This is a genomic window from Bacillus crepusculi (assembly GCF_014764715.1).
Taxonomy (GTDB): domain Bacteria; phylum Bacillota; class Bacilli; order Bacillales; family Bacillaceae; genus Bacillus.
Map to the genome: position 1 here is coordinate 42998 of NZ_JACXXE010000001.1, position 19124 is coordinate 62121.

At 43.6% G+C, this 19124-nt stretch carries 18 protein-coding genes; 17 read left to right on the top strand and 1 reads right to left on the bottom strand.

Going from position 1 to position 19124, the window contains the following annotated elements; genetic code table 11:
- The first annotated feature begins 73 nt into the window (after nucleotides 1-73).
- From coaBC to spoVM, 12 genes are all read left to right on the top strand, one after another.
- On the top strand, nucleotides 74-1291 hold the full coding sequence (gene coaBC, locus IEE86_RS00230) for a bifunctional phosphopantothenoylcysteine decarboxylase/phosphopantothenate--cysteine ligase CoaBC (protein ID WP_191095414.1): 1218 nt from the start codon (nucleotides 74-76) through the stop codon (nucleotides 1289-1291).
- The gene (gene priA / locus IEE86_RS00235) at nucleotides 1288-3696 is read left to right on the top strand and encodes a primosomal protein N' (RefSeq protein ID WP_191095415.1); all 2409 of its coding nucleotides are present in this window, start codon (nucleotides 1288-1290) and stop codon (nucleotides 3694-3696) included. Before coaBC ends, priA begins: the two co-directional genes overlap by 4 nt.
- Nucleotides 3697-3711: 15 nt before the next feature.
- Nucleotides 3712-4194 carry a peptide deformylase gene (def, locus tag IEE86_RS00240; RefSeq protein ID WP_191095416.1) on the top strand — a complete coding sequence of 161 codons (483 nt, stop codon included), beginning with the start codon at nucleotides 3712-3714 and terminating at the stop codon, nucleotides 4192-4194.
- A 5-nt stretch (nucleotides 4195-4199) separates the two neighbouring features.
- Nucleotides 4200-5153: a methionyl-tRNA formyltransferase gene (fmt, locus tag IEE86_RS00245; protein ID WP_191095417.1), complete on the top strand. Its 954-nt coding sequence runs from the start codon at nucleotides 4200-4202 to the stop codon at nucleotides 5151-5153.
- Nucleotides 5140-6483 (top strand): 16S rRNA (cytosine(967)-C(5))-methyltransferase RsmB, encoded by a 1344-nt coding sequence (gene rsmB / locus IEE86_RS00250; RefSeq protein ID WP_191095418.1) that lies wholly within the window; start codon nucleotides 5140-5142, stop codon nucleotides 6481-6483. Before fmt ends, rsmB begins: the two co-directional genes overlap by 14 nt.
- A 3-nt stretch (nucleotides 6484-6486) precedes the next feature.
- Complete coding sequence (rlmN, locus tag IEE86_RS00255; protein ID WP_191095419.1) at nucleotides 6487-7569, top strand: dual-specificity RNA methyltransferase RlmN; 1083 nt, start codon at nucleotides 6487-6489, stop codon at nucleotides 7567-7569.
- Between the two features lie 3 nt (nucleotides 7570-7572).
- Nucleotides 7573-8343 carry a Stp1/IreP family PP2C-type Ser/Thr phosphatase gene (locus IEE86_RS00260; protein WP_191095420.1) on the top strand — a complete coding sequence of 257 codons (771 nt, stop codon included), beginning with the start codon at nucleotides 7573-7575 and terminating at the stop codon, nucleotides 8341-8343.
- On the top strand, nucleotides 8337-10292 hold the full coding sequence (gene pknB / locus IEE86_RS00265) for a Stk1 family PASTA domain-containing Ser/Thr kinase (protein ID WP_191095421.1): 1956 nt from the start codon (nucleotides 8337-8339) through the stop codon (nucleotides 10290-10292). The genes IEE86_RS00260 and pknB overlap by 7 nt, the downstream gene beginning before the upstream one ends.
- 12 nt (nucleotides 10293-10304) lie before the next feature.
- Nucleotides 10305-11201 carry a ribosome small subunit-dependent GTPase A gene (gene rsgA, locus IEE86_RS00270; RefSeq protein WP_191095422.1) on the top strand — a complete coding sequence of 299 codons (897 nt, stop codon included), beginning with the start codon at nucleotides 10305-10307 and terminating at the stop codon, nucleotides 11199-11201.
- 3 nt (nucleotides 11202-11204) lie between these two features.
- A complete protein-coding gene (gene rpe / locus IEE86_RS00275) occupies nucleotides 11205-11855 on the top strand; it encodes a ribulose-phosphate 3-epimerase (protein WP_191095423.1) in 651 nt (216 codons plus the stop codon).
- Between the two features lie 60 nt (nucleotides 11856-11915).
- The gene (locus IEE86_RS00280) at nucleotides 11916-12560 is read left to right on the top strand and encodes a thiamine diphosphokinase (RefSeq protein WP_191095424.1); all 645 of its coding nucleotides are present in this window, start codon (nucleotides 11916-11918) and stop codon (nucleotides 12558-12560) included.
- Between the two features lie 71 nt (nucleotides 12561-12631).
- Nucleotides 12632-12712 (top strand): stage V sporulation protein SpoVM, encoded by an 81-nt coding sequence (gene spoVM / locus IEE86_RS00285; protein ID WP_008354550.1) that lies wholly within the window; start codon nucleotides 12632-12634, stop codon nucleotides 12710-12712.
- 69 nt (nucleotides 12713-12781) lie between these two features.
- Here the strand turns inward: spoVM and rpmB are convergent, their stop codons facing one another.
- Nucleotides 12782-12970 (bottom strand): 50S ribosomal protein L28, encoded by a 189-nt coding sequence (gene rpmB, locus IEE86_RS00290; RefSeq protein WP_003212514.1) that lies wholly within the window; start codon nucleotides 12968-12970, stop codon nucleotides 12782-12784.
- Between the two features lie 259 nt (nucleotides 12971-13229).
- On the opposite strand from rpmB, the gene IEE86_RS00295 reads away from it, so the two are divergent.
- The 5 genes from IEE86_RS00295 to recG all read left to right on the top strand — a co-directional run bounded on the left by IEE86_RS00295 (nucleotide 13230) and on the right by recG (nucleotide 19042).
- Entirely contained in the window at nucleotides 13230-13592 is a 363-nt protein-coding gene (locus IEE86_RS00295) for an Asp23/Gls24 family envelope stress response protein (protein ID WP_099725893.1), read from the top strand.
- 15 nt (nucleotides 13593-13607) lie between these two features.
- Nucleotides 13608-15281 (top strand): DAK2 domain-containing protein, encoded by a 1674-nt coding sequence (locus IEE86_RS00300; protein WP_191095425.1) that lies wholly within the window; start codon nucleotides 13608-13610, stop codon nucleotides 15279-15281.
- 149 nt (nucleotides 15282-15430) lie between these two features.
- Nucleotides 15431-16093, top strand: coding sequence for an L-serine ammonia-lyase, iron-sulfur-dependent subunit beta (sdaAB, locus tag IEE86_RS00305; protein WP_191095426.1), 663 nt, complete (start codon nucleotides 15431-15433; stop codon nucleotides 16091-16093).
- Between the two features lie 20 nt (nucleotides 16094-16113).
- Nucleotides 16114-17016, top strand: a complete 903-nt coding sequence (gene sdaAA, locus IEE86_RS00310) for an L-serine ammonia-lyase, iron-sulfur-dependent, subunit alpha (RefSeq protein WP_191096025.1) — start codon at nucleotides 16114-16116, stop codon at nucleotides 17014-17016.
- A complete protein-coding gene (gene recG, locus IEE86_RS00315; protein WP_191095427.1) occupies nucleotides 16994-19042 on the top strand; it encodes an ATP-dependent DNA helicase RecG in 2049 nt (682 codons plus the stop codon). The genes sdaAA and recG overlap by 23 nt, the downstream gene beginning before the upstream one ends.
- Nucleotides 19043-19124 lie beyond the last annotated feature (82 nt).

Sequence of the window (19124 nt, forward strand, 5' to 3'; positions counted from 1 at the left end):
AAACTATGATTGGTTTTGACTTTTTTGAATTGTGGACGAATTTGTGAAAAAGGCCGTTAAGGGGGACAAACAAATGTTACAGTCAAAAAATATTTTGCTCGGCGTCAGCGGAGGAATCGCCGTATATAAAGCAGCTGCACTTACTAGTAAACTCGTACAGGCGGGCGCAAATGTAAGAGTGATTATGACGGAATCTGCCCGTGAGTTTGTGTCTCCGCTTACCTTCCAAGCCCTATCTCGACAAGAGGTGTATGTGGATACATTTAAAGAGAACAATCCAAGAGTCATTGCGCATATTGATGTAGCTGACTGGGCCGATCTCATTCTCGTAGCTCCTGCAACAGCACATACGATTGGTAAAATGGCCGCAGGACTTGCAGATGATATGCTCACAACCACCTTGCTTGCTTCAACAGCGCCTGTATGGATCGCACCGGCGATGAATGTGCATATGTATGATCACCCGGCTGTGAAGCGGAACATTCGCACGTTATATGAAGACGGATACCGGTTTATTGAGCCAAGTGAAGGTTATTTAGCTTGTGGCTATATTGGAAAAGGGCGTTTAGAGGAGCCTGAAAAAATTGTAGAACACATTCGTGCGTTTTTCGAGGAGCCAAAAAACTTACCCCTTTCAGGTAAAAAAGTCGTGGTGACAGCAGGACCTACACGAGAAGTGATTGATCCTGTTCGTTTCTTTACAAATCGTTCTACTGGGAAAATGGGCTATGCCATTGCAGAAGCTGCCCAGCAAATGGGGGCTGATGTGACGCTGATTTCTGGCCCGGTTTCTTTGACTGCGCCTGAATATGTAAACGTGGTGCACGTTGAATCGGCAGAGGACATGTACCAGGCTACATTAGATGTATACAGGGAAGCGGATCTTGTGATTAAATCGGCAGCTGTTGCCGATTATACGCCTGTCACGGCATATCCTCATAAAATGAAAAAGCAGGACGGCGCACTAGAGATTGAATTCACACGGACAAAAGACATTTTAAAAGAGCTGGGGAAAAGAAAAGAGCATCAAGTGCTGGTCGGTTTTGCAGCTGAAACGCAGGATGTAGAGTATTATGCGAAAAAGAAAATCGAATCCAAGCATTTAGATATGATTGTTGCCAACAATGTCACAAAAGAGGGTGCCGGCTTTGGAACAGACACAAATGTGGCAGCGATTATCAAAGCAGATGGAACAAAAAAAGAGCTGCCAATGATGAGCAAAAAAGACCTCGCTGTTGAAATCCTAAGGGAGGCAAAACAGCTGTTGCCAAAAGAGCGTGATCGAGCATGATTGCTGAAGTCATAGTGGACGTCACAACGAAAGCCATTGATCGGCCATTTGACTATCGTGTGCCAGATCGTTTCAAGGACCTCGTCAAAGCGGGCATGAGGGTCGTCGTCCCCTTTGGTCCGAGGAAGATTCAAGGGTTTGTGACAAGGGTCAAAGATGTAACAGACGTAAAGACAGGAAACATCAAGGACATTGTGGATTTATTTGATTTATCACCTGTTCTGACAGATGAGCTAATGGAGCTTTCCCACTGGCTGACGGAAAAAACATTGTCCTATCATATTACCGCTCTTCAATCCATGCTGCCTGCAGCCATGAAGGCAAAATATGAAAAAGAAATTCAGGTGTTATCAGACGAAGACCTTCCGCAGTCATTGAAAGAGCTTTTCGGTCAGCAAGAAAGCATACTTTACGCTGACATCCCGCCTGAACAACTAAAGCACATTCAAAAGCATGTCCAAAAAGGTCATCTAGAGGTGAGATATCATGTCTCTCAAAAATCTGGAAAGAAAAAGATGCGCACGCTCCATTTGGCTGCACCAAAAGAAAAACTCGAAGAAAAGCAGCAGCAGCTAAAGAAAAATGCGGTGAAACAAAAGGCACTACTCTCCTTTTTGCTTCAAGCAAGTGAGGCGACCTTTTTAGCGAAAGACTTACAGCAGCAAACAGGTGCTAGTTCTCAAACGCTTAAAGCCTTTATTCAAGAAGGGCTGTTAACTGAAAGCTATGAAGAGGTCTACCGGGATCCTTACCGCGACCGGGAGTTTACACCATCTGCTTCACTTGATCTCACGCCAGAACAAGCAGAGGCGGCCAAACCTATTCATCAAGCAGTGAGTGATGATCAGCACGAAACCTTTCTGCTGCACGGGGTGACTGGAAGCGGCAAAACCGAGATTTATTTGCAGACGATTGATCATGTCCTCCAAAAAGGAAAAGAAGCGATCGTCCTCGTTCCTGAAATCTCATTAACCCCTCAAATGGTTCAGCGGTTTAAAGAACGATTTGGCTCAAATGTGGCTGTTCTTCATAGCGGCTTATCGACAGGAGAAAAATATGATGAATGGCGGAAAATTCACCGCAAGGAAGTCAAGCTTGTCGTGGGCGCAAGATCTGCTGTTTTCGCTCCATTTGAAAATTTAGGCATGATTATCATAGATGAAGAGCACGAATCATCTTATAAACAAGAAGAAATGCCTCGATACCATGCTAAGGATGTCGCGATTGAACGAGCAATGCGGCACCAATGTCCAGTCGTATTAGGCAGTGCGACACCTTCGCTTGAGTCATATGCGCGTGCGAAAAAAGGTGTATATACATTGCTCACGCTAAAGCAGCGCGTGAACCAGCAGCAGTTGCCGCACGTCTCGCTAATTGATATGAGAGAAGAATTAAGGAATGGCAACCGGTCCATGTTCTCAGAAGAATTAATGCTCAGATTAAAAGAGGTGCTTGAAAGGAAAGAACAAGCTGTCTTATTTCTAAATAAAAGAGGCTATTCATCCTTTGTGATGTGCCGTGATTGCGGATATGTAGAGCAATGCCCTCATTGCGAAATTTCTCTCACCTATCATCGTTATCAAAAACGGCTGAAGTGTCACTATTGCGGTCATGAAGCTCCGGTTCCTGCCGAATGTCCAGAATGCCACAGCGAGCATATCCGTTATTTCGGTACAGGTACGCAGCGAGTAGAAGAAGAGCTCACAAAGGTATTACCTGAGGCGAGGGTCATCCGAATGGATGTAGATACAACCTCTCGAAAAGGTGCTCATGAAAAGCTTCTCACCTCATTTGGCAACAAAGAAGCGGACATTCTGCTCGGGACGCAGATGATTGCAAAAGGGTTAGACTTTCCGGATGTCACACTTGTCGGTGTACTAAGTGCAGATACATCTCTTCATATCCCTGATTTTCGTTCGAGTGAAAAAACATTTCAGCTTCTCACGCAAGTCAGCGGCCGGGCAGGACGCCATGAAAAAACAGGCTCTGTCATTATTCAATCATATACGCCCTCTCACTATAGTATTGAATTAACCAAGCAGCATGACTATGAAGCCTTTTACGAGCAGGAGATGCTGCATCGTCGTCAGCAATCCTATCCGCCGTTTTACTTCTTGGCTATGGTGACTGTGTCACATGAAGAAGTGACGAAGGCAGCGCATGTGGCTGATCAAATTGTCCAGTTTCTGAAAATGAACTGTGCACCGAATACACGAATTCTTGGTCCAGCTGCATCTCCGATTGCTAAGATCAAAGATAGATATCGATATCAATGCGTGATAAAATACAAAAGGGAAAATGAACTGGCAAGTTTACTACGGAAAATACAAGATCATTATCAAAAAGAAATCGAACAAAAACAGTTGATGATTTCAATAGATATGAATCCATATATGATGATGTAAAACGGAGGGCTTTAAGTGGCAATAAAACCAATAGTCATTCATCCAGCAGACGTGCTAGAACAAAAGACAGAGCCTGTCGATACGTTCGATAAAAAGCTCAAAAAACTGCTTGATGACATGTATGATACAATGCTTGAGCTAGACGGAGTCGGACTAGCAGCACCGCAAATCGGTATTTCAAAAAGAGTCGCCGTTGTAGATATAGGAGAAGAATCTGGCAGAATCAATTTAGTGAATCCCGAGGTTCTTGAAGTGAAAGGAAGCCAGACAGACGTTGAAGGCTGTCTGAGCTTTCCATCTTTATACGGCACTGTAGAAAGACCAAACTATGTGAAGGTGAAAGCCTTTGATAAGAAAGGCAAACCATTTACAATAGAAGCAGAAGGATTTTTAGCAAGAGCCTTACTGCACGAAATTGATCATTTAGACGGCATATTATTCACGTCGAAAATCATTCAAACCTATACAGAAAAAGAACTTGAGGAAATGGAAGGGTGAAGAAAATGGCACGTATTGTATTTATGGGAACCCCTGATTTCTCAGTACCTGTGCTGCAAACACTGATAACAGAAGGATACGAGGTCGTAGGGGTCGTCACGCAGCCAGATCGCCCGAAAGGCAGAAAACGAGTGCTCACGCCGCCTCCTGTGAAAGTGGAAGCCTTAAAGCATGGCATCCCTGTTCTACAGCCTGAAAAAGTGCGCCTTGATGAAGAGATCGATAAAGTGCTTGCATTAAAGCCGGATTTAATTGTAACAGCAGCATTTGGACAAATTTTACCAAAAAGGCTGCTGGATGAGCCTAAATTTGGCTGTATCAATGTGCATGCTTCGCTACTGCCAGAGCTAAGAGGCGGCGCGCCGATCCATTATGCGATCTTGCAAGGGAAAAAGAAAACAGGCGTGACCATCATGTACATGGTCGAAAGACTCGATGCAGGTGACATGATTAGTAAAGTTGAAGTAGAAATTGATGAATTAGACAACGTTGGAACCTTGCATGATAAATTAAGTATAGCAGGCGCTGCGTTGCTAAAAGATACTGTCCCGAATGTTCTGAGCGGGTCCATCTCTCCGATTCCGCAAAATGAAGAGGCGGCAACGTACGCACCTAATATTAAGCGGGAGCAAGAAAGAATAGACTGGACAAAAACCGGAGAAGAGCTTTACAACCAAGTTCGCGGCTTAAATCCATGGCCAGTTGCCTATACTGAATGGAACGGCGCTCATTTAAAAGTGTGGGAAGCGAAAAAAGTTCCGCTTCAAGCGAAAGAAGAACCTGGGAAAGTGATTGAGCTGCAAAAAGAAGGACCGGTCATTGGAACTGGGAATAAGCAAGCCCTTTTATTAACAAGTGTGCAGCCGGCTGGAAAGAAAAAAATGAGCGGCGAAGACTTCTTAAGAGGCGCAAATATCGAAATCGGACAGAAATTAGGGTTAATGAATGAAGAAAAGTAATGTGAGAGAAGTAGCGCTGGACGCTTTAATCAAACTTGAACAAAACCAAGCTTACAGTAATTTGCTGTTGCAGTCAGTCATGAAAGATAAAGATCTGGCAGATCAGGACAAACCACTGTTAACAGAGCTTGTGTATGGTACACTGCAAAATAAGCTGGCATTAGATTATATGCTGGCGCCTTTTGTGAAAAAACCGCAAAAGGTGGCTCCATGGGTTATGCAGCTTTTGCGGATGTCTCTTTACCAAATGGTCTACCTTGAAAAAATTCCAGATCGTGCAGCCATCCATGAAGCAGTCGAGCTAACGAAAAAGCGCGGTCATAAAGGCATTTCTTCACTTGTCAACGGTGTTCTTCGTTCAGTACAAAGAGAAGGCGTTCCTTCATTTGATGCCATTCAAGATCCGGTCAAGCGGCTCTCGATTGAGACAAGCCATCCATTATGGCTTGTGCAGCAATGGGTTCAGGCGTACGGCTTTGAAGCGGCTGAAAGCATGTGCCGCATTCATTTAGTACCGCCAAAGCAAACCCTTCGTGTCAATCGAATGAAAACCGATCGCATGACCTTACAGAAGGAACTGATGGATACAGGAATTGAAACAGAGCTCGGCGACTTATCTGAGGATGCACTGAAGCTCATGAAAGGGTCCATCGTATCGACTCCATCTTTTCAAGAAGGCTTTGTGACCATTCAAGATGAAAGCTCAATGCTTGTTGCAAGAGCACTAGACCCTCAGCCAGGGGAAACGGTGCTTGATGCCTGCGCAGCTCCTGGCGGCAAATCAACACATATCGCAGAGCGAATGAATGATGAAGGGAAAATTGTTTCGCTTGATTTACATGAACATAAAGTGAAACTCATCAAACAAGCAGCAAAGCGTCTGCACCTGACTCATATTGAGGCAAAAGCGCTTGATGCAAGGAAAGCAGCGGATGATTACAGCGAAGCTTCATTTGACCGTATTCTGATTGATGCGCCGTGTTCTGGCTTTGGTGTCATCAGACGAAAACCAGATATGAAATATACAAAGTCTCAAGAAGACTCAGCAAGGCTTGCTACTATTCAGCAGGCCATCCTAAATGAAACAGCCTCGCTTCTAAAGCCAGGCGGAACCCTTGTATATAGTACATGTACAATGGATCCAACAGAAAATCAACAAGTGATCCATGCGTTTTTACAAGAACACCAAGACTTCGAACCCGATCTATCTCTTAATGAACGGCTGCCTGAGCAGGTTGCTCCGTTTGTTCAAAACGGAAGTGTGCAAATTCTTCCTCATTATTTCGGAACAGATGGTTTCTTTATTTGCAGCATGAGAAAGAAGGGATAAAAAATGACAGAACAAAAAGTAAGAAAAGAACTGAAAACAGATATGCCGTCGATTTACTCATATGAGCTTGACGAAATGAAAGAATGGTTAAAAGAACAAGGTGAAAAGCCTTTCCGTGCAACCCAAATTTTTGAATGGCTTTATGAAAAACGTGTGACATCCTTTGACGAAATGTCTAACCTTTCAAAGGAACTAAGAGAAAAATTAAAGGATCAATTTGCGATCACCACCTTAAAAACAGTGATCAAACAAACATCTCAAGATGGAACGATCAAGTTTTTATTTGAATTACATGATGGTTATACAATTGAAACAGTGCTCATGCGTCACGAATACGGCAACTCTGTATGTGTTACCACGCAGGTCGGCTGTAGAATTGGCTGTACATTCTGTGCATCTACACTTGGCGGATTGAAAAGAAACCTTGAAGCGGGTGAAATCGTAGCCCAAGTATTGAAAGTGCAGCAGGCGCTTGATGAAACGGATGAGAGAGTCAGCTCTGTTGTCATCATGGGGATCGGTGAACCGTTTGACAACTTTGAAGAAATGCTTGCATTCCTAAAAATCATTAACCATGACAAGGGCTTAAATATTGGCGCACGTCATATTACGGTCTCAACAAGCGGAATCATTCCAAAGATTTATCAATTCGCTGATGAACAAATGCAAATTAACTTTGCCGTGTCCTTGCACGCACCGAACACAGAGATCAGAAGCCGCCTGATGCCGATCAATAAGGCGTATAAGCTGCCAAAACTAATGGAAGCCATTGAATACTACATTCAAAAAACAGGCAGACGTGTCAGCTTTGAATACGGCCTGTTTGGCGGAGTCAATGATCAAGTTCATCATGCGGAAGAGCTTGCAGAATTATTAAAAGGAATTAAATGCCACGTGAACCTGATTCCGGTGAACTATGTACCGGAGAGAGATTATGTGAGAACACCAAGAGAACAAATCTTCCTATTTGAAAAAACGCTGAAAGAAAAAGGCGTAAACGTGACGATTAGACGAGAGCAAGGCCATGACATTGATGCTGCTTGCGGTCAGCTAAGAGCGAAGGAGCGTCAGGAAGAGACGAGGTGACGAATGTTGATAAGGGCAGCCTTTCTTACCGATACAGGAAAAGTCCGTCAGCATAATGAAGATGATGCAGGTATTTTTGAAGCAAAAGAAGACACACTTCTAGCTGTTGTAGCAGATGGGATGGGAGGTCATCTTGCTGGTGATGTAGCCAGCAAGATGGCAGTCTCTTCTTTAAAAGAATACTGGGAAGCAGCATCTTCCATTCCAAATAAACCAGCCGATCAAGAAAACTGGTTAATCTCAAAAATTAGTGACATCAATGATCAAGTATATGAACATGCGAGAAACCATGAGGAGTGCCAAGGAATGGGAACGACCATTGTTTGTGCGCTCGTTCATTTGCAAACGGTCACAATTGCGCATATTGGAGACAGCCGCTGCTACTTATTAAGAGAAGGAGCACTGACCCAATTAACGGATGACCACTCGCTTGTCAATGAGCTTGTGAAAACAGGTGAGATTTCAAAAGCAGATGCAGAATATCATCCGAGAAAAAATGTGCTGACCAAAGCTTTAGGAACGGATAAACACGTTCAAATTGATGCACGAACTTTTGAAGTCGATCCAGGAGATCAAATTTTGCTTTGCTCAGACGGGTTATCGAATAAAATAGAAGAAGAGAATTTGATTCACATTTTATCGCAAACAACCGCACCAGATGAAAAAGTAACAGAGTTAATTCAAACAGCGAATGACAACGGCGGTGAAGATAACATTACAGCAGTACTGTTAGAAATCTCCTCCCAGCCAGAGGAGGGTGACAGCAAGTGTTGATCGGAAAACGGATCAGCGGCCGTTATCAGATTCTTCGCGTCATAGGCGGAGGCGGAATGGCAAACGTTTATTTGGCGGAGGATATGATTTTAGATCGCGAAGTAGCGATTAAAATTTTGCGGTTTGACTTTGCAAGCGATGATGATTTTATTAGACGGTTCCGGCGAGAAGCGCAATCAGCCGCAAGCTTAGATCATCCGAACATTGTCAGCATCTACGATGTAGGAGAAGAAGATGATATTTACTATATTGTCATGGAATATGTCGAGGGAATGACGCTGAAGGAATACATACACGCCAATGGCCCGCTTCATCCGAAAGAAGCCATTCGCATTATGGAGCAAGTCGTTTCGGCGATGGAAGAAGCCCATGCGAAACAGCTCGTCCACCGGGACATCAAGCCTCACAATATATTAATAGACAACATGGGCAATATCAAAGTCACTGATTTTGGGATTGCCATGGCGCTCAGTTCAGCGACCATTACCCATACAAATTCGGTCCTAGGCTCAGTACACTATTTGTCTCCAGAACAAGCACGCGGAGGTCTTGCAACGAAAAAGTCAGACATCTATTCACTTGGTATTGTCCTCTATGAACTCATCTCAGGACGCATGCCATTTGAAGGGGAATCAGCGGTTAGTGTCGCGCTGAAGCATTTGCAATCAGAACCGCCATCTGTGAGAAGATGGAATCCTTCTGTTCCACAAAGTGTGGAAAACATCATTTTAAAGGCGATGGCCAAAGATCCATTTTATCGATTTGAAGATGCATCTGAAATGCAAAAAGACTTAAAAACAGCTTTTGACCCTGCAAGGCTAAAAGAAAAACGCTTTGTCATCGAAGAAGATCATGAAGCAACGAAAGCGATCCCAATCATCCAAGATCATGAGGTCGATCAAGACAATGAAAAAACAGCTATACATCCTGCTCAAAAACCGAAGAAAAAAGAGAAACAAAAGCCGAAAAAGAAACGGAAAAAATGGCCTTGGGTTGTGGCAGCCATCTTATTTATTTTGACAGCCGCGACGATTTTAGCCATCACTGTGTTTCCGGGGCTACTCTTTCCAAAAGATGTTGAGGTCGCTGATGTATCAGGCATGACGGTTGAAAAAGCAGAAGACACCTTGAAGAAAGCTGGATTTACCGTCGCTTCTGAACCAATTGATATCGCTGATGAGAAAATTGAAAAAGGGCTTGTCGTCAAAACAGACCCAAAAATCGGTACAAAGGTAAAAGAAGGAACAGAGATTCAACTTTACGAAAGTACAGGCAAAGAAAAGACCGAATTACCTGATGTAACAGGCGAAAAGGTCGAGAAAGCAAAGGAATTATTAGAGAAAAAAGGGTTTAAACAGGTCGTCGTGGAGGAAGTAAATGATAATGACACCGAATCTGGGATTGTCATGGAACAGAACCCTTCAGCGAATACAGAGCTTGTGGCAGCAGATGAAGAAGTAACACTGACTGTCAGCATAGGCCCTGCTGATATTACATTACGGGATTTAACGACGTATAGTAAACAGGCAGCATCGAATTATTTAGAGGATAATGGATTAAAGCTCGATGAAAAAGAAGCGTATTCTGATGATGTGCCAAAAGGTGAGGTCATGAAGCAGGAACCAGGAGCTGGGACTGCTGTCAAACCAGGTGATACGGTTAAAATCACATTCTCTCTTGGACCGAAGGAAAAACCAGCCAAAACGGTCACAGAAAAGATTGCAATCCCATATGAACCAGAAACGGAAGGGCAAGAAATGAATGTCCAAATTTCCATTGATGATGCAGAACACAGCATTTCTGATTTATATGAAACCTTTAAAATCACTGCACCAACCGAACGAACCATTAAATTTAAGATAGAACCAGGTCAAAAAGGATATTATCAGGTGACGGTTGATGATAAAGTGGTGAGCTCTAAAACGATCGAATACCCTGATGATGAATAAAGGAGGGACTTTATGCCTGAGGGCAAAATTATTAAAGCATTAAGCGGATTCTATTATGTGCTGGATGAGTCTTTAGAAAGTGGAAAAGTGATTCAGTGCAGAGCGAGAGGCATTTTTCGGAAAAACAAAATCACACCTCTTGTTGGAGATTATGTCGTCTATCAAGCGGACAACGATAAAGAAGGCTACTTATTGGAAGTGAAAGAGCGGACAAACGAACTTGTTCGGCCGCCTATCAGTAACGTCGATCAAGCGGTGCTTGTGTTCTCGGCGACAGAGCCAACCTTTAGCACATCGCTTTTAGACAGATTTCTAGTGCTTGTTGAAGCCAATCATATTAAGCCGATTATCTGTATCACAAAAATGGACTTGCTGAAAACAGAGCAAGAGCACGAAGCCATTCAAGCATATGCAGAGGACTATCAGCGAATTGGATATGATGTTCATTTAACATCCACCATAGAGGGAGATGGAATTGAAAAGCTGACCCCTCACTTTCACAATAAAATGACTGTATTTGCAGGTCAGTCTGGTGTAGGTAAATCCTCCCTTTTAAATGCGATGAGCCCTGATCTGGGGCTGAAAACAGATGATATTTCATCCCATCTTGGAAGAGGAAAGCATACGACAAGACATGTGGAACTCATTCGTACAGCTGAAGGTCTCATTGCAGATACACCAGGCTTTAGCTCACTTGAATTTACCGGCATCGAAGCGGAGGATTTAGGTCTGTACTTTTTAGAAATCAGAGATCTGAGTGCAGATTGTAAGTTTAGAGGCTGCCTGCACGTGAAAGAGCCTGGCTGTGCGGTAAAAGATGCGGTAGAGCAGGAGCAAATCAGAGAGTACCGCTATCAGCATTATGTAGAGTTTTTAACTGAAATCAAAGACAGAAAGCCGAGGTACTAACTCATGGTTTATATTGCCCCTTCCATTTTATCGGCAGATTTTGCCAATTTGGAGAAAGATATCCGTGATGTGGAACAAGGCGGAGCGGATTACATTCATATCGATGTCATGGACGGCCACTTCGTCCCGAATATCACATTTGGACCGAATGTCGTCGAAGCGATTAGACCGCATACGCGTCTTCCGCTCGATGTTCACTTAATGATTGAACAGCCAGATCGGTATATCCCTGCATTCGCAAAAGCAGGCGCTGACATTATTTCTGTTCATGTGGAAGCATGTCCGCACTTGCACCGAACGATACAGCACATAAAAGAACAAGGTGTAAAAGCAGGAGTCGTCTTGAATCCGCACACACCTGTTTCTCAAATTGAGCATGTATTAGAGGATGTGGACCTTGTGTTATTTATGACGGTGAATCCTGGTTTTGGCGGACAGGCGTTTATTCCATCTGTCCTCACGAAGGTAAAAGAAGTGAAAGCACTTAGTGAACAAAAGGGCTTAACTGGCTTACTCATTGAAATAGACGGCGGTGTCAATGCAGAGACTGCAAAGAGCTGCAAGGAAGCAGGCGCTAATTTACTTGTAGCCGGCTCAGCCGTATACGGTCAAGACAACCGCGCAGCAGCCATTCAGGCAATTCGAGAAGCGTAAAAAAAGGAACCAAAGGCATTGTGATCTTTGGTTCTTTTTAAATGGAGAGGAGCGTATATCATGCACATACATATCGTCGCCGGCGGTCCTTATGAATACATTCCGCCCCTTAAACGTGAAGCATTTAAGGATGACATTCTCTGGGTTGGTGTAGACCGGGGAACCCTCTTCTTACTAGAGCACGGCATTGTCCCTGCTAAGGCATTTGGTGATTTTGATAGTGTGACAGAAGAAGAGCTTCGCCAGCTCAAAAGGGCATTGCCTGCCCTGAATGTATTTCAGGCAGAAAAAGACGAAACCGATTTAGAGCTCGCGCTTAACTGGGCCTTGCGTCAGCACCCAGCTCATATTCAAATATACGGCATAACAGGCGGAAGAGCCGATCATTTTCTAGGAAATATCCATCTCCTTTACAAAGGCATTCAGCACAAGCAGACCATCACACTTGTAGACAAACAAAATATTATTCAAATGTTTGCTCCTGGTACATACGAAATCAAACAAGACGTGGGCAAAAAATACGTGTCGTTTCTGCCCTTTGGGACACCGGTGGAAAAGCTGACATTAAAAGGTTTCAAATATCCACTGAAAAATTGTCATATTGCGCCTGGTTCCACACTATGTATTAGTAACGAACTCATCCACTCAAATGGTACTTTTTCTTTTCATGAAGGCATATTAATAATGGTAAGAAGCAAAGATTGACCAACCTATCAATGTGGATGGCTGATTAAGCTCAATTGTGCTGCAAGCGGTACTTTTAGGAGGGGGACAAAATGAAATTTTATACAATCAAACTGCCTAGATTTCTTGGGGGCATTGTCCGTGCGATGCTTGGTTCATTTAAGAAAGATTAATGAGTAATCTCCTTTATTTCCACATAAAAACGCCTGCTACAATTAACTGTAGCAGGCGTTTACTCTTGCTTATACACGCTCAACTTTACCAGATTTCAAAGCTCGAGCTGATACATATACTCTTTTAGGCTTACCGTCCACTAGAATACGAACTTTTTGAAGGTTCGCGCCCCATGTACGTTTTGTAGAGTTCATTGCGTGAGAACGGTTGTTCCCAGCCTTTGTTTTTCTGCCTGTAATAACGCATTTACGTGCCATTTGTTTCCCTCCTAACTGCGAAAACATCATATACGTTCTTAGAGATGCCTCAAGATACTTTAATAATTTACCACAGCTTCAAGGGGTTTGCAAGGATTGTTTGCTCCTCTTTCAAGAAAAATACCTTGACATCTTGATAAAAAATCAAGGCTATAGTATAAGTAGGATTGGGTCGGATTGAATGATTTCTTTTAAAAAGAAGGGTCTTATAGTAAAATAGTGATAACTCAGGGCAATTTCTCAAAAAGGGGGAACCAATGTGTCCATTGAACTTAGAACGAAATACGGACAAATTGATATATCAAATGAAGTCATTGCAATGGTGGCAGGAGGCGCTGCAATTGATTGCTATGGTATTGTTGGCATGGCGTCCAAAAATCAAATGAAGGACGGCTTGACGGATATTCTCCGCAAAGAGAACTTCAGCCGGGGTGTTCTTGTGCGTCAAAAAGAAGACAGCATTCATATTGATATGTACATCATCGTTAGCTACGGTACAAAAATATCAGAAGTCGCACATAATGTTCAAACGAAAGTCAAATATACGATTTCTCACACAATTGGACTTTCTGTTGACTCGGTCAACATCTATGTACAAGGAGTAAAAGTTACGAACCCGTAGTAAGGAGGAAATATATTGTCTATTAGAAATCTTGATGGCCGTTCATTTGCAAAAATGATTCTTGCAGGTGCTCACCATCTTTCTCAAAACGCACAAATTGTTGATGCGTTAAATGTTTTTCCAGTGCCAGACGGAGACACGGGGACAAATATGAATTTGTCGATGACTTCAGGGGCAAAAGCAGTTGAAGAAACAAATACCGATCACATTGGTAAGGTCGGGGTGGCTCTGTCAAAAGGACTATTGATGGGCGCAAGAGGAAACTCAGGCGTCATCCTGTCACAGCTTTTCAGAGGTTTCAGTAAAAATATAGAACAAAAAGCGTCGATTGATGCCAAAGAATTTGCCCTTGCCTTACAGGCAGGTGTTGATACAGCATATAAAGCCGTGATGAAACCGATTGAAGGGACCATCTTAACGGTTGCGAAGGATGCAGCAAAGAAAGCGGTTGCTGTTTCAGCGACAGAAGATCAAATTGACCGCGTGTTAGAATTAACGATTGAGGAGGCAAAAGCGTCGCTTGACCGAACGCCAGATCTGCTTCCTGTCTTAAAAGAAGTGGGCGTTGTCGATAGTGGAGGGAAAGGACTTCTTTACGTCTATGAAGGTTTCCTTGCTTCATTAAGAGGAGAAGAACTCCCTGCTAAAACGGCCTCTTTGCCAACGCTGAAAGAACTTGTAAGTGCAGAGCATCATAAAAGTGCACAAAGTCATATGAACACAGAAGATATCGAATTTGGCTACTGTACAGAATTTATGGTGAAATTTGAAGAAGACAAACAGTCCTTTGAAGAGAATGCATTCAGAGAAGATTTAAGCGAGTTCGGAGATTCACTTCTTGTCGTATCTGATGATACACTAGCGAAAGTTCATATTCATGCAGAGCAGCCAGGAGATGTCTTATCATATGCACAGCGCTACGGCAGCCTGATTAATATGAAGATTGAAAACATGAGAGAGCAGCATAGCTCAATTGTGAATGAAGAAAGAGATCACGCGCCTGCTGCACCAAAAGCACCTGCTGCTGAAAAACAGCGCTTCGGAGTCGTGAGCGTCGCAATGGGAGAAGGAATTGCTGACTTGTTTAAAAGTATCGGGGCTTCCGTCGTCATCGAAGGTGGACAGACGATGAATCCGAGCACAGAAGACATTGTCAAAGCAATTGAAAGCATACATGCCGAAACCGTCTTTATCTTACCTAATAATTCTAATATTGTCATGGCAGCTAAACAGGCGGCAACTGTCTCAAGTCGTGAGGTCGTTGTGATTCCAACAAAGACCGTACCTCAAGGAATGTCGGCACTTCTTTCTCTCAATGAAACAGCTTCAAATGAAGACAATGAAGCAGCGATGCTAGAAGCGATTGCTCATGTGAAAAGCGGCCAAATTACCTTTGCAGTGAGAGATACTCAAATTGATGGAATCGACATTGAGAAAGGCGATTATATGGGTCTATTCAACGGAAAAATCATCTTAACGGCGAAAAATCAATTAGATGCAGCCAAAGAGCTTCTGACCAATATGGTGACAGAAGATGATGAGATTGTCACGATCATTAAAGGAGAAGACGCATCATCCGATGAGATGGAAGCGTTAGAAGCCTTTATTGAAGAAACATTTGAAGAGGTAGAAGTTGAAGTCCACGATGGAAAACAGCCGCTATATTCATATATTTTGGCTGTTGAATAACGAAAGAAGGGCAAATTACGCCCTTCTTCTTCTTTTGCAATTTTTTACTAGGGACACATTGGAGAAATGAGTTGCGGGAAACGAATGAATCCATTAGTCTAAAGGAAGAAACAAACCAATACGTGAGTGGTTATGAGAGGGGAAGACCTATGAAATTTAGAAGTGTGTTTGATATTATTGGACCTGTCATGATTGGTCCATCAAGTTCGCACACAGCGGGTGCGGCTCGTATAGGAAGAGTGGCTCGCAGCTTATTCGGAAGAGAACCGAAACGAATTGTCGTTTCATTTTATGGTTCTTTTAAAGATACGTATAAAGGGCACGGTACAGATGTCGCCATTATCGGCGGTGTTCTTGACTTTGATACATTTGATGAACGAATCAAAACAGCGATTGATATTGCAAAAAGCAAGGGGATCGACATTGAATTTAAAGAAGAAGATGCAGTACCAGCGCATCCGAATACAGCAAAAGTAGAGATTTCAGATGCGAACGGAAGCCTCGAATTAATCGGCATTTCCATCGGCGGAGGTAAAATTGAAATCACAGAATTAAATGGCTTTGAGCTCAGACTTTCAGGGAATCATCCTGCCATTCTTGTGGTTCATAACGATCGCTATGGGACAATTGCGGCGGTTGCCAATGTGTTAGCGAAATTTGCCATCAATATTGGTCATATGGAAGTGGCGCGTAAAGAGGTTGGGCAAGAGGCACTGATGACGATTGAAGTGGATCAGAATATCGACCCAGCAGTTTTAGCAGAGCTTGAGACGCTACCAAACATTATTCAAGTTACACAAATTGCAGAGTAACAACAAGGAGGTTATGTATGATGTTTAAAAACGTCAAAGAACTCGTGCAGCTAACAGAAGAACGGAATACCTCCATTTCAGAAATTATGATTACTCAAGAAATGGAAGTGACAGGGAAGTCACGCGAAGACATTTTCTCGCAGATGTACCGCAACCTAGAAGTGATGGAACAGGCCGTTGAAAACGGACTGAAAGGTGTGAAATCATTATCTGGTTTAACAGGCGGAGATGCGGTGAAACTTCAAGCCTATATCGCATCAGGCAAAACGCTTTCTGGTCATACGATTTTAGATGCTGTCAGTAAGGCAGTTGCAACAAATGAAGTGAATGCCGCAATGGGAACCATCTGTGCAACGCCTACAGCAGGCTCAGCAGGTGTTGTACCTGGAACGTTATTTGCAGTAAAAGAAACATTACAGCCAACAAAGGAACAAATGGTCAGATTCCTGTTCACATCTGGCGCATTTGGTTTTGTTGTGGCCAATAATGCCAGTATCTCTGGTGCAGCAGGCGGATGTCAGGCAGAGGTAGGCTCTGCATCAGGCATGGCAGCGGCAGCCATTGTCGAAATGGCAGGCGGTTCGCCCCAGCAATCTGCTGAGGCGATGGCCATTACACTGAAAAATATGCTTGGACTTGTTTGCGATCCAGTAGCAGGACTTGTCGAGGTACCGTGCGTGAAACGAAACGCAATGGGTGCATCAAATGCAATGATCGCAGCCGATATGGCACTTGCCGGCATTACAAGCCGCATTCCGTGTGATGAAGTCATTGATGCCATGTATAAAATTGGTCAAACAATGCCAACAGCTCTTCGTGAGACTGCACAAGGCGGACTCGCTGCAACACCGACAGCAAGAGAGCTTGAAAAGAAGATTTTCGGAGGTGTGACCTCATCTCGTGATACAGAAACTGCAAGATAATGTCTCTGCCTTAAAGGGGATTGGAGAAGAAACAGAAAAAACATTAAATGAACTTGGCATCTACACAGTAGCCGATTTACTCGGCTACTTTCCTTATCGATATGATGACTATGAGCTTCGCAACTTAGAAGAAGTGAAGCATGACGAACGTATCACAGTAGAAGGCAAAGTGCACAGTGAGCCCGTTCTCACCTATTATGGAAAGAAACGAAGCAGGCTGACATTCAGGCTGCTTGTCGGGCGTTTTCTTATTACAGCGATTTGCTTCAATCGCCCATATTTAAAGCGAAGTCTTGTTTTAGGTGATACAGTATCCGTCACAGGAAAATGGGATAAAAACCGTCAATCTATGATGGTCCAGGAATTTAAAAAAGGGACACACGAGCAAGATGGCAGTATAGAACCCGTTTATTCGGTCAAAGAAAATGTAACGGTGAAGATGATGAGGCGCTTTGTGAAACAAGCCCTTTCACTTTATGTAGACAAAGCCGAAGACCCGCTACCAAAGCAGCTTGTCACTGCCTATAAGCTCATGCCTTATCAAGAAGCGCTAAAGACCATTCATCTCCCAGAAACAAGAGACTCGCTCAAACAAGCAAGACGCCGTTTTGTCTACGAGGAATTTCTCATCTTTCAGCTGAAGATGCAGGCGATTAGAAAGAAAGAGCGAGAAAAAACATCAGGTATCCAGCATCCTTTCTCAAAAGAGGCTGTCTTTGAGTTTGTTCACAGCCTGCCATTTCCGCTGACGAAGGCACAAGCAAGAGTACTTGATGAAATCATGTCCGATATGGCGTCCCCGTACCGGATGAACCGGCTGCTCCAAGGAGATGTGGGATCAGGGAAGACAGCCGTTGCAGCTATTGCGCTTTATGCCGCTCATTTATCCGGCTTTCAAGGTGCATTGATGGTCCCAACAGAGATTTTGGCAGAACAGCATGCAGATTCACTGCATCAGCTGTTTGAAAAATGGGGCCTGAATATCGCCCTTTTGACGAGCTCAGTGAAAGGGAAGCGCCGCAGAGAATTGCTGGAACGTTTAAAAGAGGGCGAGATTGATATATTAGTCGGCACGCATGCGCTCATTCAAGATGAAGTCGAATTTCAGCAGCTTGGCCTTGTCATCACAGATGAGCAGCACCGATTTGGCGTAGAGCAGCGGAAAAAGCTGAGAAGTAAAGGGCAGGACCCAGATGTCTTGTTTATGACCGCCACACCTATTCCGCGAACACTTGCGATCACTGTCTTTGGAGAAATGGACGTATCCGTCATTGATGAACTGCCAGCTGGCCGAAAGCAAATCGAAACGTATTGGGTCAAGCATGACATGCTTGAGAGGATTCTTGCTTTTGTGGATAAAGAGCTGAGAAAAGGCAGGCAAGCGTATATTATTTGTCCGCTCATTGAAGAATCAGACAAACTGGATGTTCAAAATGCGATTGATGTTCATAGCATGCTGACGGAGGCGTATCGCGGCAAGTGGTCGATTGGCTTAATGCACGGAAAACTTGCAAGTGATGAAAAAGATCAGGTGATGAGAGACTTTACAGCAAATGAAGTCCAGATTCTCGTTTCAACCACAGTTGTTGAAGTAGGAGTGAACGTACCGAATGCCACCATCATGGTCATTTATGATGCAGACCGCTTCGGGCTGTCTCAGCTTCATCAGCTAAGAGGGCGGGTCGGCCGCGGAGAGCATCAATCATTTTGTATTTTAATGGCAGATCCGAAATCAGAGACGGGTAAAGAGCGAATGCGGATTATGTCCGAAACGACAGATGGCTTTGAGCTGTCTGAAAAGGATTTAGAACTAAGAGGGCCTGGCGATTTCTTTGGCAGGAAACAAAGCGGGATGCCTGAATTTAAGGTGGCGGATATGGTCCATGACTATAGAGCACTCGAAACCGCAAGAAAAGATGCGGCAGACCTTGTGCAATCGGACGCCTTTTGGACTGATCCTGAATACAAAGAACTTCGGCAAACGCTTGTAGACAGCGGTGTGCTGGGCGGAGATAAATTAAGCTGATCGAGAGCTGGAGGAATTTTCTTGTCTTTTTGAAACAAGGATTGATTTATGATCTATGAGATTATATACTACTATTAGTACC